The sequence below is a fragment of the Bacillus haimaensis genome (assembly GCF_048270625.1).
GTDB classification, from domain to species: Bacteria; Bacillota; Bacilli; order Bacillales; family Bacillaceae_I; genus Sutcliffiella_A; species Sutcliffiella_A haimaensis.
Genome location: NZ_CP158164.1, coordinates 2,165,618 through 2,192,492 on the forward strand (window position 1 = coordinate 2,165,618; position 26,875 = coordinate 2,192,492).

Annotated in this window: 25 protein-coding genes; 5 read left to right on the forward strand and 20 right to left on the reverse strand. The window is 41.5% G+C overall.

Annotated elements, in window-relative coordinates; all coding sequences use genetic code 11:
* Nucleotides 1-44: 44 nt before the first annotated feature.
* The 5 genes from lpdA to ABN702_RS11040 form a co-directional block, all read right to left on the reverse strand.
* Nucleotides 45-1,457 (reverse strand): dihydrolipoyl dehydrogenase, encoded by a 1,413-nt coding sequence (gene lpdA, locus ABN702_RS11020; RefSeq protein ID WP_417900689.1) that lies wholly within the window; start codon nucleotides 1,455-1,457, stop codon nucleotides 45-47.
* A 5-nt stretch (nucleotides 1,458-1,462) separates the two neighbouring features.
* On the reverse strand, nucleotides 1,463-2,827 hold the full coding sequence (locus ABN702_RS11025; RefSeq protein WP_417900690.1) for a dihydrolipoamide acetyltransferase family protein: 1,365 nt from the start codon (nucleotides 2,825-2,827) through the stop codon (nucleotides 1,463-1,465).
* A gap of 161 nt (nucleotides 2,828-2,988) precedes the next feature.
* Entirely contained in the window at nucleotides 2,989-3,966 is a 978-nt protein-coding gene (locus ABN702_RS11030) for an alpha-ketoacid dehydrogenase subunit beta (RefSeq protein ID WP_417900691.1), read from the reverse strand.
* 3 nt (nucleotides 3,967-3,969) lie between these two features.
* Nucleotides 3,970-5,085, reverse strand: coding sequence for a pyruvate dehydrogenase (acetyl-transferring) E1 component subunit alpha (gene pdhA, locus ABN702_RS11035; protein ID WP_417900692.1), 1,116 nt, complete (start codon nucleotides 5,083-5,085; stop codon nucleotides 3,970-3,972).
* A gap of 565 nt (nucleotides 5,086-5,650) precedes the next feature.
* Entirely contained in the window at nucleotides 5,651-6,316 is a 666-nt protein-coding gene (locus tag ABN702_RS11040) for a YkyA family protein (protein WP_417900693.1), read from the reverse strand.
* A 250-nt stretch (nucleotides 6,317-6,566) separates the two neighbouring features.
* On the opposite strand from ABN702_RS11040, the gene def reads away from it, so the two are divergent.
* Nucleotides 6,567-7,121, forward strand: a complete 555-nt coding sequence (gene def / locus ABN702_RS11045) for a peptide deformylase (protein ID WP_417900694.1) — start codon at nucleotides 6,567-6,569, stop codon at nucleotides 7,119-7,121.
* Between the two features lie 33 nt (nucleotides 7,122-7,154).
* Here def and ABN702_RS11050 read toward each other — a convergent pair whose 3' ends face one another.
* On the reverse strand, nucleotides 7,155-7,934 hold the full coding sequence (locus ABN702_RS11050) for a Cof-type HAD-IIB family hydrolase (protein ID WP_417900880.1): 780 nt from the start codon (nucleotides 7,932-7,934) through the stop codon (nucleotides 7,155-7,157).
* 18 nt (nucleotides 7,935-7,952) lie between these two features.
* On the reverse strand, nucleotides 7,953-8,852 hold the full coding sequence (locus ABN702_RS11055; protein ID WP_417900695.1) for a DMT family transporter: 900 nt from the start codon (nucleotides 8,850-8,852) through the stop codon (nucleotides 7,953-7,955).
* A 910-nt stretch (nucleotides 8,853-9,762) separates the two neighbouring features.
* Here ABN702_RS11055 and ABN702_RS11060 point away from each other — a divergent pair.
* Together ABN702_RS11060 and rnjA are read left to right on the forward strand one after the other, a co-directional pair.
* Nucleotides 9,763-9,972, forward strand: coding sequence for a DNA-dependent RNA polymerase subunit epsilon (locus tag ABN702_RS11060; protein ID WP_417900696.1), 210 nt, complete (start codon nucleotides 9,763-9,765; stop codon nucleotides 9,970-9,972).
* Between the two features lie 6 nt (nucleotides 9,973-9,978).
* On the forward strand, nucleotides 9,979-11,646 hold the full coding sequence (gene rnjA, locus ABN702_RS11065) for a ribonuclease J1 (protein WP_417900697.1): 1,668 nt from the start codon (nucleotides 9,979-9,981) through the stop codon (nucleotides 11,644-11,646).
* Between the two features lie 36 nt (nucleotides 11,647-11,682).
* Here the strand turns inward: rnjA and ABN702_RS11070 are convergent, their stop codons facing one another.
* From ABN702_RS11070 to ABN702_RS11105, 8 genes are all read right to left on the reverse strand, one after another.
* Nucleotides 11,683-12,090 (reverse strand): hypothetical protein, encoded by a 408-nt coding sequence (locus ABN702_RS11070; RefSeq protein ID WP_417900698.1) that lies wholly within the window; start codon nucleotides 12,088-12,090, stop codon nucleotides 11,683-11,685.
* Nucleotides 12,091-12,241: 151 nt separating this feature from the next.
* Nucleotides 12,242-12,907: a potassium channel family protein gene (locus tag ABN702_RS11075; RefSeq protein ID WP_386644341.1), complete on the reverse strand. Its 666-nt coding sequence runs from the start codon at nucleotides 12,905-12,907 to the stop codon at nucleotides 12,242-12,244.
* A 646-nt stretch (nucleotides 12,908-13,553) separates the two neighbouring features.
* On the reverse strand, nucleotides 13,554-14,033 hold the full coding sequence (locus ABN702_RS11080; RefSeq protein WP_417900699.1) for a GNAT family N-acetyltransferase: 480 nt from the start codon (nucleotides 14,031-14,033) through the stop codon (nucleotides 13,554-13,556).
* Between the two features lie 17 nt (nucleotides 14,034-14,050).
* On the reverse strand, nucleotides 14,051-14,989 hold the full coding sequence (locus tag ABN702_RS11085) for a multidrug resistance efflux transporter family protein (protein ID WP_417900700.1): 939 nt from the start codon (nucleotides 14,987-14,989) through the stop codon (nucleotides 14,051-14,053).
* A gap of 93 nt (nucleotides 14,990-15,082) precedes the next feature.
* Nucleotides 15,083-16,906 carry an ABC transporter ATP-binding protein gene (locus ABN702_RS11090; protein WP_417900881.1) on the reverse strand — a complete coding sequence of 608 codons (1,824 nt, stop codon included), beginning with the start codon at nucleotides 16,904-16,906 and terminating at the stop codon, nucleotides 15,083-15,085.
* 40 nt (nucleotides 16,907-16,946) lie between these two features.
* The gene (locus ABN702_RS11095; RefSeq protein ID WP_417900701.1) at nucleotides 16,947-18,701 is read right to left on the reverse strand and encodes an ABC transporter ATP-binding protein; all 1,755 of its coding nucleotides are present in this window, start codon (nucleotides 18,699-18,701) and stop codon (nucleotides 16,947-16,949) included.
* 513 nt (nucleotides 18,702-19,214) lie between these two features.
* Nucleotides 19,215-19,664 carry a TlpA family protein disulfide reductase gene (locus tag ABN702_RS11100; RefSeq protein ID WP_417900702.1) on the reverse strand — a complete coding sequence of 150 codons (450 nt, stop codon included), beginning with the start codon at nucleotides 19,662-19,664 and terminating at the stop codon, nucleotides 19,215-19,217.
* A 242-nt stretch (nucleotides 19,665-19,906) separates the two neighbouring features.
* The gene (locus ABN702_RS11105) at nucleotides 19,907-20,449 is read right to left on the reverse strand and encodes a peroxiredoxin (RefSeq protein ID WP_417900703.1); all 543 of its coding nucleotides are present in this window, start codon (nucleotides 20,447-20,449) and stop codon (nucleotides 19,907-19,909) included.
* 375 nt (nucleotides 20,450-20,824) lie between these two features.
* Here ABN702_RS11105 and ABN702_RS11110 point away from each other — a divergent pair, with 375 nt between their 5' ends.
* Complete coding sequence (locus ABN702_RS11110) at nucleotides 20,825-21,667, forward strand: mechanosensitive ion channel family protein (protein ID WP_417900704.1); 843 nt, start codon at nucleotides 20,825-20,827, stop codon at nucleotides 21,665-21,667.
* Nucleotides 21,668-21,768: 101 nt separating this feature from the next.
* Here the strand turns inward: ABN702_RS11110 and ABN702_RS11115 are convergent, their stop codons facing one another.
* From ABN702_RS11115 to ABN702_RS11135, 5 genes are all read right to left on the reverse strand, one after another.
* On the reverse strand, nucleotides 21,769-22,014 hold the full coding sequence (locus ABN702_RS11115; protein ID WP_204418565.1) for a YkuS family protein: 246 nt from the start codon (nucleotides 22,012-22,014) through the stop codon (nucleotides 21,769-21,771).
* 69 nt (nucleotides 22,015-22,083) lie between these two features.
* Nucleotides 22,084-23,217 carry an N-acetyldiaminopimelate deacetylase gene (locus tag ABN702_RS11120; protein WP_417900705.1) on the reverse strand — a complete coding sequence of 378 codons (1,134 nt, stop codon included), beginning with the start codon at nucleotides 23,215-23,217 and terminating at the stop codon, nucleotides 22,084-22,086.
* Between the two features lie 110 nt (nucleotides 23,218-23,327).
* Complete coding sequence (gene dapD / locus ABN702_RS11125; RefSeq protein ID WP_417900706.1) at nucleotides 23,328-24,038, reverse strand: 2,3,4,5-tetrahydropyridine-2,6-dicarboxylate N-acetyltransferase; 711 nt, start codon at nucleotides 24,036-24,038, stop codon at nucleotides 23,328-23,330.
* A gap of 144 nt (nucleotides 24,039-24,182) precedes the next feature.
* On the reverse strand, nucleotides 24,183-25,013 hold the full coding sequence (locus tag ABN702_RS11130) for a DUF368 domain-containing protein (protein WP_417900707.1): 831 nt from the start codon (nucleotides 25,011-25,013) through the stop codon (nucleotides 24,183-24,185).
* Between the two features lie 84 nt (nucleotides 25,014-25,097).
* Nucleotides 25,098-25,991 carry a LysR family transcriptional regulator gene (locus tag ABN702_RS11135; RefSeq protein ID WP_417900708.1) on the reverse strand — a complete coding sequence of 298 codons (894 nt, stop codon included), beginning with the start codon at nucleotides 25,989-25,991 and terminating at the stop codon, nucleotides 25,098-25,100.
* 127 nt (nucleotides 25,992-26,118) lie between these two features.
* On the opposite strand from ABN702_RS11135, the gene ABN702_RS11140 reads away from it, so the two are divergent.
* The gene (locus ABN702_RS11140; RefSeq protein ID WP_417900709.1) at nucleotides 26,119-26,859 is read left to right on the forward strand and encodes a sulfite exporter TauE/SafE family protein; all 741 of its coding nucleotides are present in this window, start codon (nucleotides 26,119-26,121) and stop codon (nucleotides 26,857-26,859) included.
* Nucleotides 26,860-26,875: the final 16 nt, after the last annotated feature.

Here is a 26,875-nt window from a genome sequence, read left to right on the forward strand (position 1 = left end):
ACATATAAAAAAGCACCCGAAAAATCCGGGTGCTTTTTAGTTGATTACTTAACGATATGAATCGGGCTACCCATCGCTACTTCTGCAGCTTCCATTGTGATTTCTCCCAATGTTGGATGAGCATGGATTGTCATAGCGATATCTTCCGCTGTCATTCCAGCTTCGATAGCAAGTCCAAGTTCAGCGATCATGTCTGATGCACTGGAACCGGCAATTTGAGCTCCAATGATCAAACCATCCTCTTTACGTGTAACAAGCTTCAAGAACCCGTCAGTAGCGTTCAGTGCAAGCGCACGTCCGTTAGCTGCAAATGGGAATTTGGCAGCGACTACTTCTAGACCTTCTTCTTTAGCTTGCGCTTCTGTATATCCTACAGATGCCAATTCAGGCTCAGAGAATACGACAGCCGGAATTCCAAGATAGTCGATTTCTGCAGGATGTCCAGCGATAGCTTCTGCAGCGATCTTACCTTCATAAGATGCTTTATGAGCAAGCGGTGGTCCTTCTACGATGTCACCGATAGCATAGATGTTAGAAACACTAGTGCGGCACTGCTTATCAATTTTGATAACGCCACGGTCTGTCATTTCTACGCCAACCTGGTCTAGTCCAAGCTCATCTGTGTTAGGACGGCGGCCGACAGTAACCAATACATAATCAGCGTCGATTGTTTGCTCTTCGCCTTTTACTTCGATTGTTACTTTCACGCCATCTTCCGTTTCTTTCACACCTTTAGCCATTGCTTTTGTGAAGATTTCCACGTTTCCTTTTTTCTTCAGGTTACGTTTAACAAGTGAGCTCATTTGCTTTTCGAATCCAGCTAAGATCTCATCTGCAGCTTCCACAATAACAACTTCGGTTCCAAAGTTGGCATAAGCTGTTCCAAGCTCTGTACCGATGTAGCCTCCACCGATAACAACCAATTTCTTTGGAATTTCTTTTAGTGCCAATGCACCTGTTGAATCAAGCACACGCTTGGAATACTTGAATGTTGGGATTTCGATAGGGCGAGAACCTGTCGCAATGATACAGTTGTTGAACTTGTATGTTTGGGCAGAATTTTCGTCCATGATACGTACCGTGTTTCCGTCCACGAAATAAGCTTCACCTGAAACGATGTCGACTTTATTTCCCTTTAGTAGACCTTCTACACCGCCAGTAAGTTTTTTAACAACTCCAGCTTTCCATTCTTGTACCTTTGTGAAATCCACTGTCACGTTCTCAGCGGTAATTCCCATGTCATCAGAATGTTTAGCTGTTTCATAGCGGTGTCCTGCAGAAATTAGAGCTTTGGAAGGGATACATCCTACGTTCAGACATACTCCTCCAAGCGTTCCTTTTTCTACGATTGTTACTTTTTGTCCCAGCTGAGCCGCGCGGATTGCAGCAACATATCCGCCAGGGCCAGACCCGATGACAAGCGTATCTACATCAATTGCGAAATCTCCTACTACCATTTAAATTAACCCTCCATTAACAATAATTGTGGATCGTTCAATAGACGCTTGATATGGTTAAGCGCATTTTGAGCAGTAGCACCATCAATCATACGATGGTCAAAGCTTAGTGATAATGCAAGAACTGGAGCTACTACAATTTCTCCGTCTTTCACTACAGGTTTTTCAGCGATACGGCCGATACCCAAGATTGCTACTTCAGGGTGGTTAATTACTGGAGTGAACCATTGTCCACCAGCAGAACCGATGTTTGTAATTGTGCAAGAAGCGCCCTTCATTTCATCGGAAGCTAATTTCCCATCACGAGCTTTTCCAGCAAGTTCATTGATTTCATTAGAGATGGAGAAGATTGATTTTCTGTCTGCATCTTTCACAACAGGTACTAGTAAGCCTTTTTCTGTATCTGCAGCAATTCCGATGTTGTAATAGTGCTTGTGTACAATTTCGTCCGTAGCATCATCTAGAGATGTGTTAAGTACAGGGAACTCGCGTAACGCAGATGTAAGTGCTTTTACTACGTATGGTAAGAATGTTAACTTAATACCTTTGTCCGCTGCAACATTTTTGAACTTTTTACGGTGAGCAACAAGATCTGTTACGTCAATTTCATCCATCAATGTTACGTGTGGAGCTGTGTGCTTGGAGTTGACCATCGCTTTTGCGATTGCACGGCGCATTCCACTCATTTTCTCGCGGGTTTCTGGGTATTGACCCGCTGGAATAGCTTGTTTTTCCTGCTTAGTTTCTGTTTTTGCTTCTTCTTTTGCTACTGGAGCCGCATCTGTTGTAGTTTCTTCTGCTTTCGCGCTTCCTCCGGATAGGAATGCATCGATATCGCTTTTAATAACACGACCATTGTCTCCAGAACCTGCTACTTGGCGAATTTCTACGCCTTTTTCACGGGCATATTTACGAACGGATGGCATTGCAATAACACGTCTGTTCGGGTCCACTTCAGCTTGGGCTTGTGAGCCTGCACCCGTTTCAGCTTTTGGTTCTTCTTTAGGTGCATCTTCTTTTTTCACGTCTTGGCCAGCTTCAGCTGTAGCTTGAACTTGAGCCTCAGTTTTCTCTTCTTTTTTCTCTTCATCATGGCCGTGGTCGTCGCCTTTGAATTTCAGGTCTTCGTAACCAGGAGCATCCAATGTAATGATGGTCTGACCAACTGTTGCTACTGTACCTTCTTCTACTTTCAATTCCAATACTTTACCTTTTACAGGAGATGGAATTTCAACAACCGCTTTGTCATTTTGCACTTCAGCTAAGATTGCATCTTCTTCGATCTCATCACCTGGTTTTACAAACCATTTAACGATTTCACCTTCATGGATACCTTCACCGATATCTGGCAGTTTAAATTCGAATGCCACAGTATTCAACCTCCTATGATAATCATGCTTTATTTCCAAGAATAAAGTAGGGAATGATCCGCTACTATAATGTTAAATTGGAGAGCCCAATCTAAGCTTAGCTAAGAATGGGCTTCAATCAGAACTCATTTATTGCAAACACGAGGCTATTAATATTGCAATTAGAAATTAAGAACTTTTTTCGCAGTTTCCAATACATCCTTATGGTTCGGTAACCATACGCTCTCTGCTTGAGAGAATGGGAATACAGTATCAGGAGCTGCTACACGAAGTACAGGAGCTTCTAAGCTTAAAATTGCGCGATCGTTGATTTCCGCAACAATTTGCGCACCAATTCCAGCTTGCTTTTGAGCTTCTTGTACAACAATTGCACGGCCTGTTTTTTCAACAGATGCAATGATAGTATCGATATCAAGCGGGCTGATCGTACGCAAGTCGATAACCTCAGCTTTAACACCGTCTTTTTCCAATTCATCTGCAGCTTTAAGGCACTCATGTACCATTGCGCCATATGTGATCATCGTTAAGTCGGAACCTTCACGCTTTACGTCCGCTTTTCCAAGTTCAATTGTGTATTCCTCTTCAGGCACCTCTTGACGGAAAGAACGGTAAAGTTTCATATGCTCCAAGAAAATAACTGGATCGTTGTCACGAATCGCAGAAATCAACAATCCTTTTGCATCATATGGAGTTGCCGGAATAACGACCTTTAAACCAGGTTGTTGAGCCATTAGTCCTTCTAAGCTGTCTGCATGAAGCTCAGGTGTATGCACACCGCCGCCAAATGGAGAACGAATTGTAACAGGAGAACTCCAGCGTCCGCCAGTACGGTAGCGCATACGAGCAAGCTGTCCACTCACGGAGTCCATTACTTCATAAACGAAACCGAAGAATTGGATTTCCATGACAGGACGGAATCCAGTTACGCCAAGGCCGACAGCTAGTCCACCAATACCTGATTCTGCTAGTGGCGTGTCAAATACGCGGTCTTCTCCAAATTCAGCTTGAAGACCCTCGGTTGCACGGAAAACCCCACCGTTTTGACCAACATCTTCACCGAAAAGCAAGACGTTTTCGTCGTTTTTCAATTCTGTGCGTAACGCATCAGTGATTGCCTGAATCATTGTCATTTGCGCCATGGCTTACTTCGACTCCTTCTCTTTATAAATTTCATTTTGTTCTTTTAAGTTGTATGGAAGCTCTTCGTACATGAAAGAGATTAAGTCCGTAACTTTTTGCTTAGGCTGTCCATCCGCTTTTTTGATTGCTTCTTTGATGTCTTCCTTCGCTTCTTCAATCACTTTGTTTTCCTCATCTTCGCTCCAAATGCCTTTGTTTTCAAGGAATTTGCGGAAACGAACCAAAGGATCTTTCTTTTCCCACTCATTATCCAACTCTGAAGTACGGTAACGAGTCGGGTCATCACCAGCCATAGTATGTGGACCATAACGGTAAGTCAGTGTTTCAATCAGTGTAGGACCTTCTCCGTTAACAGCTCGCTCACGAGCATCACGAGTTGCTGCGTAAACAGCTAAAGCGTCCATTCCATCAACCTGAACACCAGGAATACCTGCTGCTACTGCTTTTTGTGCAATAGTTCCTGCTGCAGATTGTTTTTCAACAGGAGTGGAAATCGCGAATCGGTTGTTTTGTACAACGAAAATCGCTGGCGCCTGGTAAGCACCTGCAAAGTTCAATCCTTCGTAGAAGTCACCTTGAGATGCTCCACCGTCACCTGTATATGTAATTGCAACGGATTTTTTACCTTTTTTCTTCAATCCAAGTGCGACACCGGCAGTTTGGATGATTTGTGCACCAATAATGATCTGAGGTGGCAATAGATTAACACCCTCAGGCATCTGGTTACCATGGAAGTGACCACGGGAGAATAAGAATGCTTGGTATAAAGGAAGACCATGCCAGATCATTTGGGGAACATCACGATATCCCGGTAAGATGAAGTCTTCACTCTCCAACGCAAACTGTGAAGCCAATTGTGAGGCTTCCTGTCCAGCTGTAGGAGCATAGAAACCTAGTCGTCCTTGACGGTTTAAACTGATGGAACGCTGATCAAGAACACGAGTATATACCATGCGGCGCATTAATTCTTTTAGTTGATCATCACTTAATTCAGGCATTGCAGCTTCGTTAACTACTTCGCCCTCTTCATTTAAGATTTGAAACGTTTGGAATTGCTCTTCCACTTTTGCTAACTGCTGCTTTGGATCGAACTTGGCATTTTTAGTTTTTGCAGCCATCTACGTCACCTCTTCCTTTCTATTAAGAGAACTGATTGATACATAGTTTACATACAAAATTAGGGTACCCAAAAATGTACATTAAAAGACATTTTTCTGCATCCCACGTAAAATTGTACTTTTTCTCTTTTATTGTGCTTTTCAATTTGAAATCAATAAGCAAGACTACTCATCTGTATTAATTCTTCAATTAAATATATTAATACAACTTTTGAACAAGTTCAAGTATACAACCAAGCCGATTATTCCGTCAATCTCTTTGCATTTATTGATTTCATGCGTTAAACCGAAAACATACTAACTTATCCATTTACAATCTGTACTAATACAATTTCCCTTTCTGTATCATACGGAGTGTGCAGGTTGTCTTTCAAGTTATATTATCATAACAAAATAGCGGATATTAACCCTTTCCCTTTCCACAACAAACATAATCATCTAGAGCAAATTGACTATTTCAAAATACATTTCCCTTTCATTGTTATAAGACAATATATATTTATGTTCTGTTATTTTCCGACAAAAAAAGAGATCGTCCCGAATCAGGGCCGACCTCTTCCTCATATTATTTTTTGTATTCTACATTCAGTCCTGCGTTTTTATAGAAGGTGAATTTAGCTTCATTATATTGCTCTGTAAATTCATTGAAGGCTTGATTGGATTCTTTGATCTTTACTAGCAGCTCGTTGATCTTATTGATTTGAAGCTGCAGTTCTTCCAAAGTCAGATCCTCTTTTTGAAAAAGTTCATAAAGCTCCTTGTCCAATTCAATCGCTTCCATATAGTGGTCAGATAGCGTCATGTATGCTTCATAACGCTTTTCCATCAACTGATACAAGTTTTGCCCTTCTTTTTTCAGGTCCTCATCGTCCAAGGATTCAATCGAAGTTTTCACTTCTTCAAACTGTTTTCTGGCTGTTTCGATACTTTCTTTTTCTGCTGTCATAGCCTCTTTTCTTTGTTCAACCAATGAGGAGCCCTCTTCGGCAAGCTTGACAATCTGATCGAATTCTTTCATTCCCAGAGTGATGATTTCATCGTAGATCTGCTTTTCCTTCTGTTCCAACTCCAATAAAGGTTCTTGCTGCGCTTCAAAGCTTTCTTCCAAATCGACAACCTTTTCGAGAGTCTCAAATATCTCCTGCTCCGGTGTTTCTCCATTCATACAGCCGGATAATAGCAGAGAACTTGCAAAAGTAACAGAAGCAATTGTTTTTTTCCATTGACGCAATTTAAATCCCCCTAACATTTCTTCCCCTTTAACTATAAAATTTATCATGTATTTTGACAACATCTATTTGAATACAATGGAAGAATAACGTAAATAATCCATTTCCATTATATAATAAATGTATGAATGGGTCGAAATTAAAATGTCCCATTCTTTCATTTCCCCTACTGATGCTTTTTCTGTTAAAATTATTAAATTAATGTGTGAATATTAATAAAGAAATAGTTTTCCGATTGGAGTGGTCAATGCTATGCTAACGACAAATGAAATCATTAGGGAAGGTCATCCCACACTTAGAATTGCAGCAAAGGAAGTCGATCTGCCTCCGACACAAGAGGAGAAAGACACGCTACATGACATGTTGCAATATTTGATAAATAGTCAGGATCCAGAAACATCGATGAAATACAACCTTCGCCCTGGGGTTGGTCTCGCAGCGCCCCAAATTAATGTACAAAAAAGAATGATTGCTGTTCATATTGCCGATGAAACAGGAAAACAGCACAGCTACGCGCTGCTTAACCCCAAAATAGTAAGTCATTCAGTGGAAAAAAGTTATCTTACTACAGGGGAAGGTTGTTTATCTGTAGATAGGGATGTCCCTGGTTTTGTCCCAAGGTATGCCAGAGTAACAGTCAAAGCCACGACGGTTAATGGGGAGGAAGTCAAACTCCGATTAAAAGGTCTTGTAGCGATTGTGTTCCAGCATGAAATAGACCATTTGAACGGTGTGATGTTCTACGACCATATTAACAAGCGGGACCCTTTTCATGTACCTGATAACGCCATTGCCATTGAACGATAAAAAAAGGTGAATCCACGGATTCACCTTTTTTCTTTAAATAAGTCCAACAAGTTCCAGTCCATTTTTTATGCCATCCTGTGATACATCTGTTGTCACTTTGTCCGCAACCTTCAACAGATCGGAATGTGCATTTCCCATAGCAATTCCAGTTCCCACATATTCAAGCATCTCTAGGTCATTTAAACCATCACCAAATGCAAAGACATTTTCTTTTTTAAATGGCAAACGCTCCAGCATACGTTGGATTCCAATGGCTTTCGAACCACCTTTTGGCAGAATGTCTGTGGAATAGGAGTGCCATCGGATAAAATGAAAATCCTTGTACGCTTCAAGATATGTTTGCTGGTCCTTCTCTTCTATAAACAGAAGCGCCTGATAGATTTCCGTTTCTTCCAGAAAACCGGGATAATGCTCTGGATGTGTAAACTTCAAGCTACCCATGCTCTCATGTATAAATGGATGGTCCCCCACATTCGCTTTCATTGTTTCATGATTTAAATATACAAGCGGATGCTGCTGTTTTTCTGCATACTTTCTTAATATCTTCATTTTTTCAAGGTTAAGGGGATTCTTATAGATAACCTCCCCTTCAAAGACAACATATTGTCCATTAAAGCTTACAAAGGAATTTATATCCAGCTCTTCTCTGAGGTCTTCGAACATGAATGGCGCTCTCCCTGTTGCAATTGCAACGTATACACCATTTTCCTTCAGTTTCTTTATCGCTTCCTTTGTTGAAGCCGGAATTTCTTTGTCATGGTTAAGCAATGTACCGTCTATATCAAAAAATACGATTTTCTTGTTGTCATCCATCATTTGAAACCACCTTTATTAAGCAACAATTTTATTGGCCAATTTTTGCTTTTTTGTTTTATACGACGATAAGTATACACCACTGAAAATCAGAACTAAACCTATAAGCATTGTTAGACTGATATGCTCATCCAAGAGGAGGCTTCCCCATAGCATGGCCGTGATTGGGACGATATAGGTGACAAGGGAAGCAAATTCCGCGCTGCCCTCTTTTACCATATAATAATAAAGAAGATAGGCAATTCCCGAACCGAATACACCTAATCCAATCAAGGAAAAAAGAGTCGATATACTTGTTATTCCCAAAAATGCTTCCGGCTGAAAGAGAAGGACGAAAAAGCCTGAAACAATTCCTGCAAGCCCCAAGGTACTGAAGGAAATTATAGTAATCGGTACTTTTTTCAGGTATTTTCTACTCAGATGTGCGCCGAACCCATAGCAGATTGTGGCACCGAGCATCGTCCCGACTCCCATTAGATTATGATGGAATAGCTGCACAATATTTAGATCTAATAGGACAAGAATGCCGAAAAAACCGACAGCCACGCCTATCCACTGCGTTTTCTCCATTCTGCTTGAAAAAAGAGAAAAGCCGATCAGGATTGTCCATATGGGCGTGGTGGCATTTACAACAGAAGCCATGCTGCTGCTGATGGACATTTCACTCACAGCAATCAGAGCCCATGGAAGAGCATTATTTAAAATGGCTATTAGTAGCAGTGGTACCCATGGGAGATTTTTTAGAAGCCTCAATTTCCCTTGGAAGAAAAGCAAGATGAATAATGTTCCTACACCGAACATGCATCTCCAGAAAACCACGCCCCATACTCCAATTTCTCCGACAAGCAATTTAATAAATAGAAATGATGTTCCCCAAATCAAGCTTAACGTTAACAATGCCATATAAAGTCGCTTCATTTTTCTTACCACCTTGTTATTCTTAGGGTATCGAAATATTAGTTTACACTTAACCTACATGAGGAAAGCGTTTACTGTCAATAAGTTTTTGCGCCATTATATCCTTACAAAACGGATAGCTGCAGAAAGATATATGCGCAAAGCTTATTCCCAAGTCAGCAAAGATATGATAGGCTAAAGACAGTACGTCTTTAATTTATTAAAGAGCCCATATGCCTCTGACTGTTATTGGCCATTCCTTGGATAAAATAAAATACTTTTTTTCCTAATAACTAATTGTCCTGTTTGAGCATACTAACACTACTACAAACAGACAAACCTTGATAACAAGGAGTGAGGCGCAAATGCTTAGAAGGCTTCGAAAAAAAATACTGCGACGAATGAACAACTTCCTAAAAAGAAAAACGATAGCTTAAGAAGTTTTGATCAATGAGTCCTTCATTTTTGAAGGGCTCTTACATATATGTAGCGAGAATAAATTTTACAAGACCAGTTCCTCTCACTATAATAGGATTAAGTACAGTGCTGCCAGCCATGTAATCATGGTCTTTTTTTATACATATCAGACTCGGACTTTTAATTTTTTTGCCATTTGGAGAAAATAGAAAGTAAACTCTTACATGAAAAACATGAAATTTCCTATTATTTCGTATATAATATAGGATATTAATGGCTTTCATGCCAAAGTACGGCTATGTTTAAAATGAAAGAAGCATTGATAATTAGCGCGTTGTCTTTTTGTAAGGTTGCGTATGCATAGATGAATCGCACAAAACGGAGAGTCGTCGGACACTTCAGCTTATGCAGCCAAACATAAAATAACTATAGATATACCTTCCCCTTTCATCATCTGCTGACTTCTCAGCGATAGACAAAGTTTGGAGGAGAAATTTTTTAAGGAGAGATTAGAATGATATTTAAAGTGTATTACCAGGAGAACATTGCAGAAGCACCGGTAAGAGAGAATACCGAATCATTATTTGTAGAAGCTTCTGCTGTTTTTGAGGTGCGCAGAAAATTAAAGGACAAACCATACAATATCGAGTTCATTCAGGCAGTGGATGGAGCTTTTTATGAGTATGAAAAACAAGCTGAAAACTTTAAAGTATTGGAGATATGATAGAAAATGAAATTTGTAAAAAATAATCAAGCAGCGGTTTTCGCTTTAGGGGGACTAGGTGAGATCGGGAAAAACACCTATGCAGTCCAATTCCAAGATGAAATTATTCTGATCGACGCTGGAATCAAATTTCCTGAAGACGAACTTTTAGGAATCGACTATGTTATTCCTGACTACACATACCTAGTTAAAAACCAAGAAAAAATCAAAGGCTTATTCGTCACTCATGGACATGAAGATCACATCGGAGGTATTCCTTACCTTCTTCGCGAAATTGATGTACCAGTTTATGGAGGGAAGCTTGCTCTCGGATTGATTAAAAACAAACTTGAAGAGCACGGCTTATTACGTAAAGCCAAGCTAATTGAAATCCAGGAAGATGATATTATCAAATTCCGTAAAACATCTGTTACTTTCTTCCGTACCACTCATAGTATTCCTGATTCATACGGGGTTGTTGTTAAAACACCTCAAGGAAATATCGTGCATACAGGAGATTTCAAGTTCGACTTCACTCCTGTGGGTGAACCGGCTAACTTGACGAAAATGGCGGAAATCGGAAAAGAGGGCGTTCTTTGCCTACTTTCCGATAGTACAAACAGTGAGATTCCTGATTTCACGATGTCAGAACGCCGTGTTGGGGAAAGCATCCAGGATATCTTCCGTAAAGTGGATGGACGTGTCATTTTTGCAACATTCGCTTCTAACATTCACCGTTTGCAGCAAGTGGTCGAAGCTGCTGTTGCTCATGGAAGAAAAGTTGCTGTATTTGGACGCAGTATGGAAGCGGCAATCAATATCGGGCAGGATCTCGGATATATCCGCGCTCCAAAGGACACGTTTATTGATACGCATCAAATTAACCGTATGCCAGCAAACAAAGTAACGATCCTATGTACAGGAAGCCAAGGAGAACCGATGGCTGCACTTTCAAGAATCGCAAACGGTACACACCGTCAAATTCAAATCATCCCTGGTGATACGGTTGTATTCTCATCTTCCCCTATCCCGGGTAATACGTTGAGTGTAAACCGCACAATCAATATGCTATTCCGTGCCGGTGCAGATGTCATTCACGGTTCATTAAGTGATATCCACACTTCCGGTCATGGTGGTCAGCAGGAACAAAAGCTTATGCTTCGTTTAATCAAGCCTAAGTATTTCATGCCGATCCATGGTGAGTACCGTATGCAGATCACTCATAAACAGCTTGCCATCGATTGCGGAGTTGCAGAAGAGAACTGCTTTATCATGGATAATGGTGAAGTATTGGCACTGTCCGAAACAGAAGCATCAGTAGCAGGTAAGATCCCTTCAGGAAATGTGTACATTGATGGAAACGGAATCGGAGACATCGGTAACATCGTATTGCGCGACCGTCGCATCCTTTCTGAAGAAGGACTTGTTGTGGTAGTCGTAAGCATCAATATGAAGGACTTCAAGATTGCATCTGGTCCGGATATCATCTCACGTGGATTTGTTTACATGAGAGAATCCGGTGACCTGATTAATGATGCACAGTCCTTGATCACAAAGCACCTGTCCAAAACGATGGAGCGTCGTACAACTCAATGGTCTGAGATTAAAAATGAAATCACAGATACACTAGCTCCTTTCCTTTATGAAAAAACGAAACGCCGTCCAATGATTTTACCGATCATTATGGAGGTTTGATAAGAAAGCCACGTGCAATTTATCGCACGTGGCTTTTTATTGAACATTAGTATGGTCTTTGAAGTAATACTGTTCCTCTTCATACATATAATCTATTTTGTATTCCGATCCCACTTCAAACTTTTCACAATATGAAGTAGCTTCCCCACTATCAGCCCCTACGAACCTATAGTTGATACCCGACTCTTCGTCCACGACATCACAATAATATTGATCCGTTGATTCATTCAAGCTGACAGATTCCACTGTAATAGTTGCCTCCCCCTCCACCACCGGACGGTTCTCATTCACCACAAACCCAATGATAATCAGAATGATCCCTACTAAAACAGATCTTAATGCAACCTTATTATCACGTTGCGTAAAGAAGTAGAACATTCCCAATCCAATTGCACCTATCCCAATGGCATAAAGCGATAACACCAAATACATGATGATTCCCAACCTAATCACTCCCCTGTCCCAGTTATAGGTTATATATGATTCCACATCCGATTTATGCCGAAGATTCTTGCTGCTCTATTTTAAATACGAATCAACCTGGAAAAAGTTACAAAAAAAGTGGGATATCAGATATCCCACTAAGGTTCATTGCTTATTCCTCAACCAAATTCTTTTCAAATCTATCAATATCCTTGTCTGCACCGATCACAATCAGTATATCGCCCTGTTTGATCCCCTCGTTAGCCTGGGGTGAAACGATGATATTTTTTCCCCTTTTGATTGCGACAATATTTATCCCATATTTTGCTCGGATATCAAGGTCAATCAACGTGTATCCACCCAATCTTCTACTGGCGACAATCTCCACGATACTGTGCTCATCCGAAAGCTCCAAATAATCAAGAACATTATTTGATACAATGTTATGCGCTATTCTTCTACCCATATCCCGTTCCGGATGTACCACTTGATCGGCTCCAATTCGGCTAAGCACTTTTTCATGATAGTCATTGGTGGCTTTGACTGTAATATGCTTAACCCCTAGTTCCTTCAAGATAAGTGTGGTCAAGATACTCGCCTGGATGTTATCACCGATTGCAACGATGACATGATCAAAATTTCGGATGCCTATGCTCTTCAATACCGCTTCATCTGTTGTATCACCTACAACAGCATGTGAGGCTATGTTAGCGTATTCATTTACTTTATCTTCGTCCATGTCGATGGCAAGGACCTCTACTCCCTCTTCACTCAATGCCTTTACCATGCTTCCTCCGAACCGGCCAAGGCCGATAACAGCAAACTCTTTTCTCTTCAACGGATATTCCCCCAATAACAACGTTTTCAATTACTTATATTGTACCATAATTTTTAGAAATCATTGCTGACAAGGTCACTCTCCATTAAATTTTTCCGACTTAATGCTTTCACATAAGGTAGTTCGCGTCATAGTATGTTGTACCGTGATGGAGTGGAAAACGAGGTAGTGGCGGTATGAAAGCTCTGGATTCGTACCGTGATGGAGCGGAAAATGAGGTAGTGGCGGTATGAAAGCTCTGGATTCGTACCGTGATGGAGTGAAAAACGAGGTAGTGGCGGTATGAAAGCACAGGATTCGTACCGTGAGTGGAAAAACGAGCCAGTGGCGGTATGAAAGCACAGGATTCGTACCGTGATGGAGCGGAAAACAAGGTAGTGGCGGTATGAAAGCACTGGATTCATACCGTGATGGAGTGAAAAACAAGGTAGTGGCGGCATGAAAGCACTGGATTCATACCGTGATGGAGCGGAAAACAAGGTAGTGGTGGTATGAAAGCACAGGATTCGTACCGTAATGGAACAAAAACCGAGGCAGTGACGGTATGAATACAAGATTCATTTAGTGAAGCAGTCGAAACAGCACATTGATGGTACCATTTCGAAGCAGCAGAAATGAAGCCTCTAACTTAAAAACCTCCTTGCTTTCATAAAGGAGGTTTTACCATTGTAACAAACTCAACCCCATTTTGTTCAAAGCTGATTTCCTCCTCGAATCCAAATTTTGAGTATAATGCCATAGCCCTTTTGTTAAATGTCGCTACAGTAAGCCTGAACGCCGCTTCCCCTTCTTTTTCCTCAGCCAAGGAATCCAGTATAAATGAGAAGAAAGAGCTTCCCTTGCCTGATCCAGTCAGATATGGCTTCATGCCTAGGCCGACATCCAGGCAGGCATCCAAATAAGCCCCCTTCGCATGTCCTGCCGGAACCTGGGCAGAATTGCCCTTACAGTAGTAGCCAAACAGACGATCATCCCCTGAATATACAGCATCATAACTTCCGTCCAGCAGTTCCGATAATGCCTCTTCACTATTTTCCATATTATAAAAATCGTATGGTGCCTCATAGCGCCATAACAATATATCTTCGGCATCAACCCTATTCATCTTTCGAATATAGAATGTCACCAATGTTTCCTCCTTTCTTAAAGTTTTTTCGATAATGTACTGTAAAGAATCATCCCCACAATTATGATGACCAGCCCTACTGTTGCAAGTTTACTTGGCAGCGGACTGGATAACAGTACCACCTCTCCTATAAGTACGAAAATGACTTGTGTCGATTGGGTTGCTTCAACTGAGGCAAGCTTCCCATGATTATCCCTCACCCGGTCTGTTGCGAAGAAGAATAATGTGGTAGCGATAATACCTGAACAGACTGCTACAATAAAGGTTTGCAGAACTTGGCCTGTTGATGGAAGACCTACCTTTACAATGCCTACGACGGAGACAATGAGCCAAACTGGTAGCGTTGCTATGGTCATTCCGAATATACGCTGAAAGGTATCCAAACGACCACCACAAAGCTCCATCATTTTCCGATTGCCAAGGGGATAGGCGAATGCAGCTATGACTACTGGTACCACCCCGTACATGAAAGCTGATAGTGAGATGCTTTGCGCTTTTTCCCATTGGATCAACACAACACCAATAAAGATGACCATCGATATCCCGAGGGCCTTATAGGGTATTTTCTGTCTAACAGTAATGATTCCTGCATCTGATTCCCGAGTATAATAAAATAAAGGTCCAAGGAGAATACCTGCAATTATTGTAAGCTGCCACGTTCCTGCAACAAGCCAGCCAGGGCCAAAAGCCGCTGCGAACGTTATCGGTCCATAAAACAATACAAAACCCACCACACTCCAGCAGAACCATGCAAGCGGGTATTTTGCCATTTCTACGAGGACCTCTTTTAGATTGCGACGCATAAAGACAATAAGAAGCAGAAATGGGACCATAAAGTAGAAACGCAAAGAGGAGCTCCACAACCAGCTCCCACCTGAAAGCTCCATGGACCTATTTAAAATAAAGGTTACTGCAAAAAACATGGAAGCAAATATGCCGATCACTATCTCCTTCATCAGGTTCATCCTCTCAATTCCCACATATTATACTAGATACAAGCTAAGGCACCGGCTGATTGCACCGGTGCCCTACTTATGAATAAATGTCTATTACCCTGCATCCTGCATCGTGAATTGGGCTTTAACCAAATGATAGTATATCCCTTTATGCTCCATTAACCTATCATGGTTCCCCTGCTCCATGATGTTTCCATGGTCAAGGACGAAAATATTATCCGCTTCCCTGATTGTAGATAATCGATGGGCGATAATGATAGCCGTTCTTCCTTTTAGCAGTTTTTTCAACGCAAGCTGGATTTGAACCTCTGTTTCCGTATCAATGCTGGCAGTAGCTTCATCCAGAATGATGATACTTGGATCTGCCAGCAAAGCACGGGCAAACGAAATCAGCTGCCTCTCCCCAACGGATAGAACGTTACCTCTCTCTTCCACTTCCGTTTCATAGCCATTCTTCAAACGCTCGATGAATGTGTTGGCACCAACAGCTTCTGCAGCTGCCTTCACTTCTTCATCTGTCGCTGTAGGACGTCCGAAACGGATATTGTCATTGATAGTTCCAGAGAAAATAAAGGTATCTTGAAGAACAACACTGATTTGAGATCGTAAGCTCTGCAAGGAAATATCACGAATGTTGTTGCCGTCAATCTTGACCACTCCACCGGTTGCATCATAAAAGCGGGAAATTAAATTGGCAATGGTCGTCTTCCCTGAACCGGTATGGCCAACCAAAGCAACAGTCTGACCTGCTTCCATCTTCAAGGAGATGCGGTTTAATGCTGTGCGCTTACTGTCGTAGGAGAATTCCACATCTTTGAATTCAATTTCCCCACGAATTTCTTCCAGTCTGACTGCATTATCCTTTTCATCGACAATCGGCTTTTCATCAAGGAATTCAAATATACGTTCCGATGAAGCCATACCGACGAGGAGCATATTATAAAGCTGCCCTAATCGGGAAATCGGCTCCCAGAACATGCCCAGATAGAAAGCGAAGGAAATGAAAACACCAATAGTCAGTGTACTTGTTCCACCTTGCAGGCTTGATTGAATGAGATATGCGCCAAACCAAATTAAAATGGCTGTTCCGACCGCATTGGTCATCTCAACAAAAGGCCGGAAAATCGCATTCTGTTGGGTGGCATTTCTCCAAGATTCGAAGTTTTCGGTATTGATACGATCGAAGAATGCGATGTTTTCCCATTCCTGGGTAAAGGATTGCGTGACACGAACCCCTTGGATGCTTTCATTTAGATGGGAATTCAACATCGCCTGCTTAATACGTACATCCTGCCAGGCTCTTCTGATCTTTCTTCTAAGACTTGTAGAAATGAAGAACATGAGCGGCAATATGATCAGGATCGCTGTAGCAAGCTCCGGACTAAGCGCAAACAGAATGACGACAATCCCTATTAAAAGTATAAAGTCCATTAAAAGATTGATGACTCCGTTTGTAAACAATTCCTGCAGGGAGTTGATATCATTCATAATACGGACAAGTATCGACCCTGCAGAACGCTGATCGAAAAATCGGTGGGACAATCCCTGAACATGGGTAAACAAATGTTTCCGCAAATCATAAATGACATTCTGACCCAGCATATTCATCCATCTGATACGCAGTGCATTTGCCACATAAGAGACGACATATAGACCTGTGATCAGAATGGCAAGGTTCACCAACAGATCCATATCCCTCTCCCCGATGGCAAAGTCAAACATGTATTTTCCGATGATGATCGGTATGGCAAGTCTGACTCCAGTTGCAATCAGCATTGTGATGATGGCAAGCGGGAGCAGGTTCTTTGAGTAAGGCTTCATGTAAGAAAATAGACGCCACATCTGCTGCCAGTTAAAGGGTTTTTCAATGGCATTATCGGTAGAATAGTAGAATCTCTTTTTTACGTTATCGTTCATTTCTATTTTTTGTTTCTTTCGCACTCTTTTTCACCTGCCTTCAATTTGTCTGTGCTTGCAAAACCGTTTTTTGGTCCTTATATTGAATATCGTAAATCCGACGGTACGGTCCATTCATCTGAATTAGTTCTTCGTGTGTACCTCTTTCCACCACTTTACCTTCATCTAACACAAGTATTTCGTCAGCGTGCTTCAATGATGAAATGCGGTGAGCGATGATAAAGGTGGTTCTGCCAGCAAGAGCCTCTTTCAGTTCTTTCTGGATATTGAATTCCGTCTGCATATCCACTGCGCTTGTAGCATCGTCGAGGACAAGGATTGTCGGATCGAGAATCAATGCACGGGCGATTGCAATACGCTGCTTCTGTCCTCCAGAAAGACCCATTCCCCGTTCCCCAAGCATAGTATCGTATCCATTAGGCAGTTCCATGATAAATTCATGCGCTTGTGCCATCTTTGCAGCACGAACAATTTCGTCCATCGATGCATTCGGTCTGCCATAGGCTATGTTTGATTTGATGGAAGAGGAGAACAGGAACGATTCCTGCAGGACAAATCCTATCTGATTTCTAAGTGAATGGAGTGTGTAGTTGTTTACTTCTTTTCCATCAATTAAAATACGGCCTTCTTCCGGCTCATAGAATCGTGTAATCAACTGGGTGATACTTGTTTTCCCTGAACCTGTTGCCCCAATCAAACCAATCTGTTTACCAGGTGGTGCATCAAATGACACATTTTGAAGAGCTGCTTTCTCTTCATTCGGATAGCTGAATGTCACATTCTCAAATGTTACATGGCCATTTAGGTTTGGTACGTCTTTTGCACCAGGGATATCATGAATGTCCTCTTCTGCTTCGAGTATCTCCAATAGACGTTCCCCGGAAGCCTTTGCCTGTGAAAATTGATTGATGACAAACCCAAGATTGGCAATCGGCCAAACAATGTACCAAACCAAGCTGAAGAATGCCACAAGAGCACCTTCCGATAATTGGCCATCTATAACCAAATAACCTCCAAAGCCAAGCAGTCCGACCACACAGGCATTCCCGATAAACTCCATAAGTGGGAAGTACTTTGCCCAAACATTGGCTGTAGAAATAAATTTATCCTTGTAATCGACATTGGAATTATTGAATTTATCGATTTGGTAGCCTTCACGTGATAAAGATTTTACCGTATTGATTCCACTGATATTCTCCTGTACATTCGTGTTCAGTTTTCCGAAAGATTTTCTTATTCCACGAAATGCAGGGTGAACCCTTTTATCAAAACGGTAGGTGACAAATGCAAGGAATGGCATTGCCAACAAGGTAACGAAAGTCAGAGCCACTGAATAATAAAACATCAGACTTAAACTGATCGTTACAAGCAAAGCAAATCTGATCAATTCCGAAAAACCGTAGGATAGGAAGAAGCGGAACCCTTCCACATCAGCCGTCAGCCTAGACATCAAATCCCCGGTTTTGGCATTGTCATAATAACGGAAAGGTAAAAATTGCAGTTTTTCGTAAAGTTCATTCCTCAACCGGTAAACGGAACGGATACCGAACACATCTCCCAAGTATTGGTTAAAATACGTAAACAACCCTTTTAACGCCATGATTCCAATAAACCCAAGCGCAATATACGGTACATAATGGAATTGCTGTTTCTTCATTACTTCATCTATGGTCACTTGCAAAATGACTGGATAGATCACAGTAATAACTGTAACCAAAAGTAAAAAAATCAATGAAATATAGAAATTTTTACGGTAAGGCCAGTAAAATTGTTTTAATTTCTTAAAAGTCTCCACATGTATTCCCTCCCTTTGTTCACTCATGCTGGAAAATATAAGATAGTATCTAATATATCGAGTTTCGAAATATTTTTCCAGTGTTTTTTACAAAAATTAAAATAATTTACACTATTAATTTTATATGGGGCAAACAAATTTGTAAGCAACACGAAGTCGGATGTTTTCTACATCTTTAGATGGAGAAAAATTGAATAACTTTAGAATATATGTAAGTTGATGAATGATAAGAATAGGATAGAAGGATTATTATTATAGGTATGGCTTTCTGGCGACTTGTCATATAAAACGACGCCATTAAATACCGCTGTTGATTTCCGCACTAGGCGCAGCGACCCAAGGGGCGTTAGTGGAGCCTCCTCGGCTTCGCCTGTGGGGTCTCCACTATACGCCGCTTCCCGCAGGAGTCTTCGCCTATTGCTCCAATCAACAGCTAGGTTCTTAAAAATCAACAATAGTCTTTAGCAGAGCCAAAAAAAGAAAAAGGGCTTATTGCCCTTTTTCACTTTAAGATTATTTTTCGTTTTCCCCTAGTACACGGTTAACACGTTTCTCTAGCATTTTCATTCCGCTTCCGCCTGCTTGGAAATGGCGAAGGTTTCCTTCTGCATCAAATACGTAATATGCAGGTACATATTGATTTTCAAAAGCATCCGTGAGCTTATGGTTATTGTCCACAAATATCGGCTGCGTGATATCATGCTCACTTGCCACTTTTTTGATCTCATCCATGTTCAAATCGTCCTCGGAGCGAGGCATGTGTACAGCGATGACATTCAATTTATCCTTATAATTATCGCGGAATTCATTCACTTGCGGCATCGCTTCTTTGCATAGGTGGCAGCTGATTGACCAAAAGTGAATCAATGTCGGCTTTTCTCCGATCAGTTCCGCTTTTGTCACTTCTCCATTTAACCATTCCGTTGCACCAGAAAGCTCTGGCATTGGTGAGCGTAGTTTCATTATTGATAGACCTCCCATTAATATGTATATAGAGGATGTTCAAAAAGTCCGGTAAAAAAGCTATAGAATTTCTTCGTCAGCTTGCCTCTCCGCTCCGCAACATTACAAATCATACGCTGCGGTGCTCGAGACTTCGCTTCCTCGAAATTCTTTGCTCTATTTATCCTCCTTTTTGAACAAACTAATATAGTGAAAGAAAAGGCCTAACGATTTCGTTAGACCTTATTCTCCAATGAATGAAATTATAATGTAGCTTGTCCAGGCTTCCAGTTAGCTGGGCAAAGACCACCAGTTTGTAATGCTTGAAGTACACGTAGTGTTTCTTCTACGTCACGACCAATGTTGTTGTGGAATACTGTTTGATATTGCAATTCCCCTTCAGGGCTGATGATGTATAGGCCGCGAAGTGCGATACCCTCGTCTTCGATAAGCACTCCGTATTCACGGGATACTACGTGGTTAGTGTCTGCAGCTAAAGGATATGCTAACTCACCAAGACCGTTGCTTTTGCGGTCAGTGTTAATCCAAGCCAAGTGAGTGTGGATTGTATCAGTGGATACTCCAATGATCTCTGCATCTAAGTCTTCGAACTCATCGTAGCGATCAGACATTGCAGTGATTTCAGTTGGGCATACGAACGTGAAATCCATTGGGTAAAAGAAAAGAACTGTCCATTTTCCGTTTTTCATGTTCTCTTCCAAACTTACTTTACCAAATTCTTTATTCGGCATTACAGCGTCCATCTCAAAACGAGGAGCTTGTTTGCCAACCATGCGTTCTGCCATTAAAAATCCCTCCAAGTTGTATTTATTGAGAATATAACCTATACATTCTCAATTACTTTTATAATCAACAGTACCCATTATAAAACATACAATATTTTTAGTCAATGTTAAATGATAATTAATTTAATATAGGATTCATTAAAAGGAACGTGCCTCCTTTTATCCTTAATTGGTATTCCCTACTTTCAATGGAATTACACTTTCTCAGATAAATACGGGAATTATTTTCTAAAACAATTTTAACATTCTTTTTTATGGGAATGAAATAATTAGCATATACTTTTTATTTGCCGTATTGATTGGATTTATGGGGACTATCCTATATAATGCCTAACTATAGATGTACTATCAATACTAGAGAGGAGTAAGGGAAAGATGATTATTGACTTTTCAGATTTGGATCTTTACGCCATTTTGGCGGCGATTGGAATTATATTTCTTAAGTTGCTTGTCATTATTGTCGTATATGCCATCGTCAAATCAATAGGAACCAAAATAATTACCCGGTTATTCAAACGGGCAACCGAAAAACAAGGAATATCAGCAGGACGGGGGAAAACGCTCGAGAAATTGACAACGAATATTTTTACATATGCCTTGATCTTCTTCTTAGTGATTATGGTGCTTGAAAATGTATTTGATGTTCGTACAACAGCAATCTTGGCAGGGGCTGGGATTGTGGGATTGGCAATCGGTTTTGGTGCACAGGGAATTGTAAGTGATGTTGTAACAGGATTCTTTCTTCTTTTGGAAAAACAAGTGGATGTAGATGATTATGTCACTACTGCTGGATTTTCCGGAATTGTCGAAGAGGTCGGATTAAGAACTACAAAAATACGCGACTTTGACGGGTCACTTCACTATCTGCCGAATAGGGAAATATCCAGTTTGACAAACCACTCTCGCGGAAACATGCGTGCCCTTGTCGATATAGGCATTTCTTATGAGGATAATATCGATCACGCCATCGAGGTGATCCAGGGGGTCTGTGATGCGATAGCAGCAGAGGATCCTGCAATAAAAGATGGTCCTAATGTAATTGGCGTCCAAGGGTTGGGCGATTCGGATGTTGTCATCCGCATTATCGCCAAGACAGAAAACATGATGCAGTGGGCAGTAGAACGAAAATTGCGAAAGGGTATTAAAGAGGCGCTTGATGCTAATGGCATCGATATACCTTACCCACATCAGGTGAACGTTGAGAAAACAGCGGAATAGCAAGGAATATGAGGTTGGGACAACCGTCCCGCCTCTTTTTTATTGATTATACGGACCTCCTAATATCGAACCCAAAAAAAGAAGCCGATAAACGGCTCCTCCTAGTGGTTTAAGCGGCTTTCCACCTGCTGGCATACTTCATCTGCAGAAAGTCCATGAGCAGCTATTACGCTTCCTGCTGTAACAGCATTGGACATTCCCATGACATTATTGTCGATTCCGGTTACGACACAGCAGTCGCAGCCTTTTGCATCGTCCTCATTGTTTAGCTGAACCACGTCATATCCTTTTTGCTGCAACGCTTCTTGAACAGCCGTTAGAGACTGCTCCACACCTACTTTTGGCATAATTGGTCCACCTCCTCCTACTTAATTTGTCTTTTTCCATAAAAATTATTCGAAGGAGGTCTTATAACTTTATTCGTTCCCTTTTTTAGTGAGGTAGGAAATGAGCATGCTGATACCAACGCCTATTGCTTCTTCCTTGGGATCTAATTTGGAATGATGCAGCCCGTATGGAGATTCAACTCCCAACCAGAACATAAAACCAGGTATGTTCTGAATCATATAGCCGTAATCCTCTCCCGTCATTGCATGCCTGCATTCCACTACACGGACATTTGTTTCCTTTTCGACAAATGCCATGAACTCTTCTGTAAGCTCCGCATCATTATCCACCTGGTGATACATACATCCATAGTCAATCGATGTTTCACAGCTGTACCCGATCTCCACACCCTGGACAAGCGCATGGATTCGCTCTTTCACCTTTGTCATGCTTTCCACCGACAATGTGCGGATTGTCCCCTCAAGTCTTGCACGCTCTGCAATGATGTTTTGAACGGTGCCCCCCGTAATTTTTCCGATGGTGATGACTGCACTATCCAAAGGATCTACATTCCGGGAAATGATCGTCTGCAGTTGGGTTACCAGTGAACAAGCTGCCACTACCATATCGTTTGTTTGATGAGGATAGGCTGCATGACCACCCTTTCCTATCAAGTCGATAAACAGCTCGGATGTATTGGCAAATAGAAGGCCAGGCTTCGTTGCGATGGTACCTACCGGATACTCCGGTGCAATATGAAGCGCAACTATCATATCCGGTTTCCACTCGTGAAAAATATCGGATTGAATCATCAGTTGCGCTCCACCAGGTCCCTCTTCGGCTGGCTGGAACATGAATAACAAGTGATCACTAGAAGGGTGCTGGGAAAAGTGCGTCAACACCCCAAGTGCGATACTCATATGAAAGTCATGGCCGCAAGCATGCATCATCCCTTCATGCTCGGAGTGGAATGGCAGATCCGTTTCCTCTGTTATCGGCAGTCCGTCTATATCGGTTCGATATCCGATTGTTTTGGAAGGATTTGTTCCTTTGATTCGCACAAAGATGCCGGTTTCCCATACCTTGATTTCCATGTTTTCCTGAGGAAGACCCTTTAGATACTGAAGAAGATAGCCTTGGGTTCTTTTTTCCTGGAATCCCTTTTCAGGTATTTGATGAAGGTCCCGGCGGATTTGGATAAAAGGATTTGAAGCATTTGTCACGTTATTCGCCTCTTTCTCATAGGTTGCAAATTACATGGATCCTATATTTTGAAAAAGAAGGCGCAGATCGTTTGCATCCACGCCTTCCCTGTCAGGAAATTATTTGGAGCTTACAGCTGACGAAGCTCTTGTTTAATTTCTGTTTTGGATTTGGTCTTTTCATCGATATCCTTGATTTTTCTTGCAGGTGTTCCAGCAACCACTGTGTACGGAGCTACATCATCGATTACAATAGCTCCTGCTGCAACTACAGCACCTTTGCCAACTGTCACACCCTCAAGCACCACTGCATTGGCACCGATTACCACATCATCTTCCACGATAACCGGCTTCGCGGATGGAGGCTCGATTACACCGGCAAGCACTGTTCCAGCACCGATATGACAGTTCTTCCCTACTGTCGCACGGCCACCAAGTACAACGTTCATATCAATCATCGTACCTTCGCCGATAACTGCTCCAATGTTAATGGAAGCTCCCATCATAATGACCGCATTGTCTCCAATTTCCACTTGGTCACGGATTATTGCTCCAGGTTCGATACGCGCTTTAATACCTTTTAGGTCAAGTAGTGGAATCGCGGAATTGCGGCGGTCGTTTTCCACCACATAGTCTTCGATCTTTGCTTCGTTTGCTTTCAATGCCGCTTCAAGTTCCGCCCACTCGCCGAACACGACACCACTGTTGCCATTTATAAAGGATTTGGAAGAAGGTCCAAAATCGATACCTTTCAAATCACCTTTTACATATACCTTTACAGGTGTTGATTTTGTACTATTTTGGATAAAAGAGATAATTTCATTTGCATCCATCATTTTCATTATGTATTCCTCCTAAAAGCATGTGTTGTCTTTATCCCTTTACTCTATCAAACAAAAAATAGAGTGACAAGTGAAAAAATTTCTAATGCAAAAAAAACTGACAGAGAGCATTCAGAAGGAGGCTTTCTGTCAGTTAAGTTCCAATCAGTTTGCTTTTTGAACCATTTTGTTATTCATTTTCCCAATAAATTGAACAATGATAATACCCATTATAAAAGTAATGACACTGGCTACATTCAAAAATACGCTTGATGATATTCCAGGAAACACCACCATAGTGGATCCCAATACCAGGCCGATTATAACAGCAAAAGTCAGTCTAGGATAAGCATTCATCAGGAATTTTATCACTTTGCTACTGACGATGAACCCTACACCTCCACCTGCCACAAGGGTAAGGATGATCGGTATGTTCATTGTATGCAATGCATTGAGGGCAGTGTAATAGACGCCCATAATAAGAAGCATCAAAGAACCGCTAACTCCCGGCAACAACATCGTCATGCTGGCAATCCATCCTGCAAAGAATAGACCGATCGCTGAAGTCACCGTCAGCGTTTCAATAGGTGCCATGGATGACTCTTTTAAGAATGCCATGGAGGCAACCAGAATAAACGCAATGGCTAGAGCAAAGTAGTCCCTTTTAGTAAAAGATTTTTTCAAATCGGATTCTTTGACAAGCATGGGAAGAATTCCTATGATGAGGCCTAAAAATAAAAACTGGGTCGGCTGATAATAATTGTCGATAAAATAAGTAATCACCTTGCTGAACAATAATATGGAGGTGCCAACTCCTAACACTAATGGCAGCAGAAAGCGCAGATGGTGCAGCCAATCCTTGCTGAAGAATCCGCTGATTGCATCTATCAATCGATCATAGATTCCTAAAATGAATGCAATTGTTCCTCCGCTTACGCCAGGGACGACATCACTGACTCCCATAATCATACCTCGAAAAATGTTTTTCCATTCCATCCTTATCGTTCCACCTTAAAAATTCAAGTCTTTGTTTTACAAGTCTATATCATACTATTATTAAGTTTAAGAATCCATTAAAAACTAAATGAAGCTTTGATTATCTTTTCCATGTACCTCCTCTTCCAGCACCTCCAGGAAAGCTTCCACCTGCTTCAGCCTGAAGGAGGATTCATATCCAATCAGCCATGTATCCCTGTGCAAAGTGGAATTCTCATTTCTGGCCAGTGGTATCTTATTGATCTGTTCGTAGGTCTCCTGCAACGTAACGGATGGAAGGATTGCATACCCGATTCCATTTAATGCCATCTGCTTGCATGTTTCAATCTGATCCACAACAATCGTTCGTTTCGGAGGGGTCTGAAACTGTTTATGCCACCAGACCTGGATTTCCTGATAATAAGTCGAATCGCTCTTGAATTGAATAAAAGGGCGTTCTGTATGCGGAAGCTCCTCCAGACTTTCAATTTCTGTATCGACAACGTACAGATCGTCACTCAAGAGATGCTGCTTGATCCCTTTCCATTCAGGATTTCCCCTTATTATTCCGATATGCACCTCGTCCTCATAAAGGCTTTTCACAATATCACTGCTCCACCCTGTGACTAATGACACTCTGGCATTGGGATATTTTTGAATATATTTCTTCAATATTTTTGGAAGCCAATATTGTCCAATAATTGTGGCCACTGCTATCTTTAAGGTTCCATAGACTTCCTTATCCAGAGAAGAGATTTCCTCCCTCACCTTTGCATCCTTTGCGAGGACCTCATCCGCAAACTCCACAATCTTTTCACCTGCCGGCGTGATCAGCAGCCCTTTTTGCGTTCGTATGAAGATTTTTGTATTCCATTGCTTTTCAATGCTTTGAAGACGCTGAGATAAAGCTGGCTGCGAAACGAATAGTCTCTCAGCAGCCTTTCTCATATTTTTTTCTTTAGCCAATACGGATAGTATGTAAAATTCCGATGAATTCATAGAACCACCTTCGATCTCTCGATATAAGTTTTTCTTATAGTATATCTTAATTTTTTTGATATTTCATTATGACTATATTATTCATACAATGTAATAGAAAAGATATTGCCAAAAGGCGGAGATGGTTATGGAAACTTCTTATTACTTATTGATTTTTATCGGATTTATCGCCACCTTTATCGGAACTTTGGGTGGTGGGGGAGGACTTATCAGCCTGCCTGCAATGCTTGTACTGGGAGTACCTATTCATGCTGCCATTGCGGCGAATAAGTTTTCTAACACATTCAGTTCTACAGGTAGCTTTTATACCATTTGGAAGAGGAAGGAAGTAAACCTTAAATTAGGATTGAAGATCGTTCCTTTCACCCTATTGGGCGGATTATCGGGGGCTTTACTTGCATCCTATCTAACGGAGGGAATCCTGTTAAAGATTGCACTTGTCCTTTTGATATTTGCAACTATCCTAAATATGATGAAATCCCGTAGACCGAAAGTGGCTTCGGAGCAGCCTGACCCGAAGCTATTCTTTCCCACCTATATTTTTATCGGGGCATTTGATGGTCTCTTTGGTCCAGGGCAGGCGACACTTCTTATGCACTCGTTTCTTAACGCAGGTTACTCTTTTATCACCAGCATAGGTCTCGCCAGGCTTCAGACGCTTTCCAGCTGCTTTATTTCTTTCATCGTTTATTTTTCGATGGGACTGTTTGATTGGAGGGTGGGAGTTCTACTTGGGATCGGCTCGTTTATAGGGGCTCAAACTGCTGTCAGGCTCGCACCTAAACTTTCCACATTTCCATGGAAAAATATCCTGTCTGCTTTCTCTATATTCTTAATAGGATATCTACTTTTAAAAATCTATTTTTAATAGGCTCTTTTCGTAA

Coding starts and splice junctions, on each gene's coding strand:
- lpdA (WP_417900689.1), bottom strand. CDS start 1,457: ATGGTAGTAGGAGATTTCGCAATTGATGTAGATACGCTTGTCATCGGG.
- ABN702_RS11030 (WP_417900691.1), bottom strand. CDS start 3,966: ATGGCGCAAATGACAATGATTCAGGCAATCACTGATGCGTTACGCACA.
- pdhA (WP_417900692.1), bottom strand. CDS start 5,085: ATGGCTGCAAAAACTAAAAATGCCAAGTTCGATCCAAAGCAGCAGTTA.
- def (WP_417900694.1), top strand. CDS start 6,567: ATGCTAACGACAAATGAAATCATTAGGGAAGGTCATCCCACACTTAGA.
- ABN702_RS11050 (WP_417900880.1), bottom strand. CDS start 7,934: ATGGATGACAACAAGAAAATCGTATTTTTTGATATAGACGGTACATTG.
- ABN702_RS11055 (WP_417900695.1), bottom strand. CDS start 8,852: ATGAAGCGACTTTATATGGCATTGTTAACGTTAAGCTTGATTTGGGGA.
- ABN702_RS11060 (WP_417900696.1), top strand. CDS start 9,763: ATGATATTTAAAGTGTATTACCAGGAGAACATTGCAGAAGCACCGGTA.
- rnjA (WP_417900697.1), top strand. CDS start 9,979: ATGAAATTTGTAAAAAATAATCAAGCAGCGGTTTTCGCTTTAGGGGGA.
- ABN702_RS11085 (WP_417900700.1), bottom strand. CDS start 14,989: ATGAAGGAGATAGTGATCGGCATATTTGCTTCCATGTTTTTTGCAGTA.
- ABN702_RS11090 (WP_417900881.1), bottom strand. CDS start 16,906: ATGAACGATAACGTAAAAAAGAGATTCTACTATTCTACCGATAATGCC.
- ABN702_RS11100 (WP_417900702.1), bottom strand. CDS start 19,664: ATGAAACTACGCTCACCAATGCCAGAGCTTTCTGGTGCAACGGAATGG.
- ABN702_RS11105 (WP_417900703.1), bottom strand. CDS start 20,449: ATGGCAGAACGCATGGTTGGCAAACAAGCTCCTCGTTTTGAGATGGAC.
- ABN702_RS11110 (WP_417900704.1), top strand. CDS start 20,825: ATGATTATTGACTTTTCAGATTTGGATCTTTACGCCATTTTGGCGGCG.
- ABN702_RS11115 (WP_204418565.1), bottom strand. CDS start 22,014: ATGCCAAAAGTAGGTGTGGAGCAGTCTCTAACGGCTGTTCAAGAAGCG.
- dapD (WP_417900706.1), bottom strand. CDS start 24,038: ATGAAAATGATGGATGCAAATGAAATTATCTCTTTTATCCAAAATAGT.
- ABN702_RS11130 (WP_417900707.1), bottom strand. CDS start 25,013: ATGGAATGGAAAAACATTTTTCGAGGTATGATTATGGGAGTCAGTGAT.
- ABN702_RS11135 (WP_417900708.1), bottom strand. CDS start 25,991: ATGAATTCATCGGAATTTTACATACTATCCGTATTGGCTAAAGAAAAA.
- ABN702_RS11140 (WP_417900709.1), top strand. CDS start 26,119: ATGGAAACTTCTTATTACTTATTGATTTTTATCGGATTTATCGCCACC.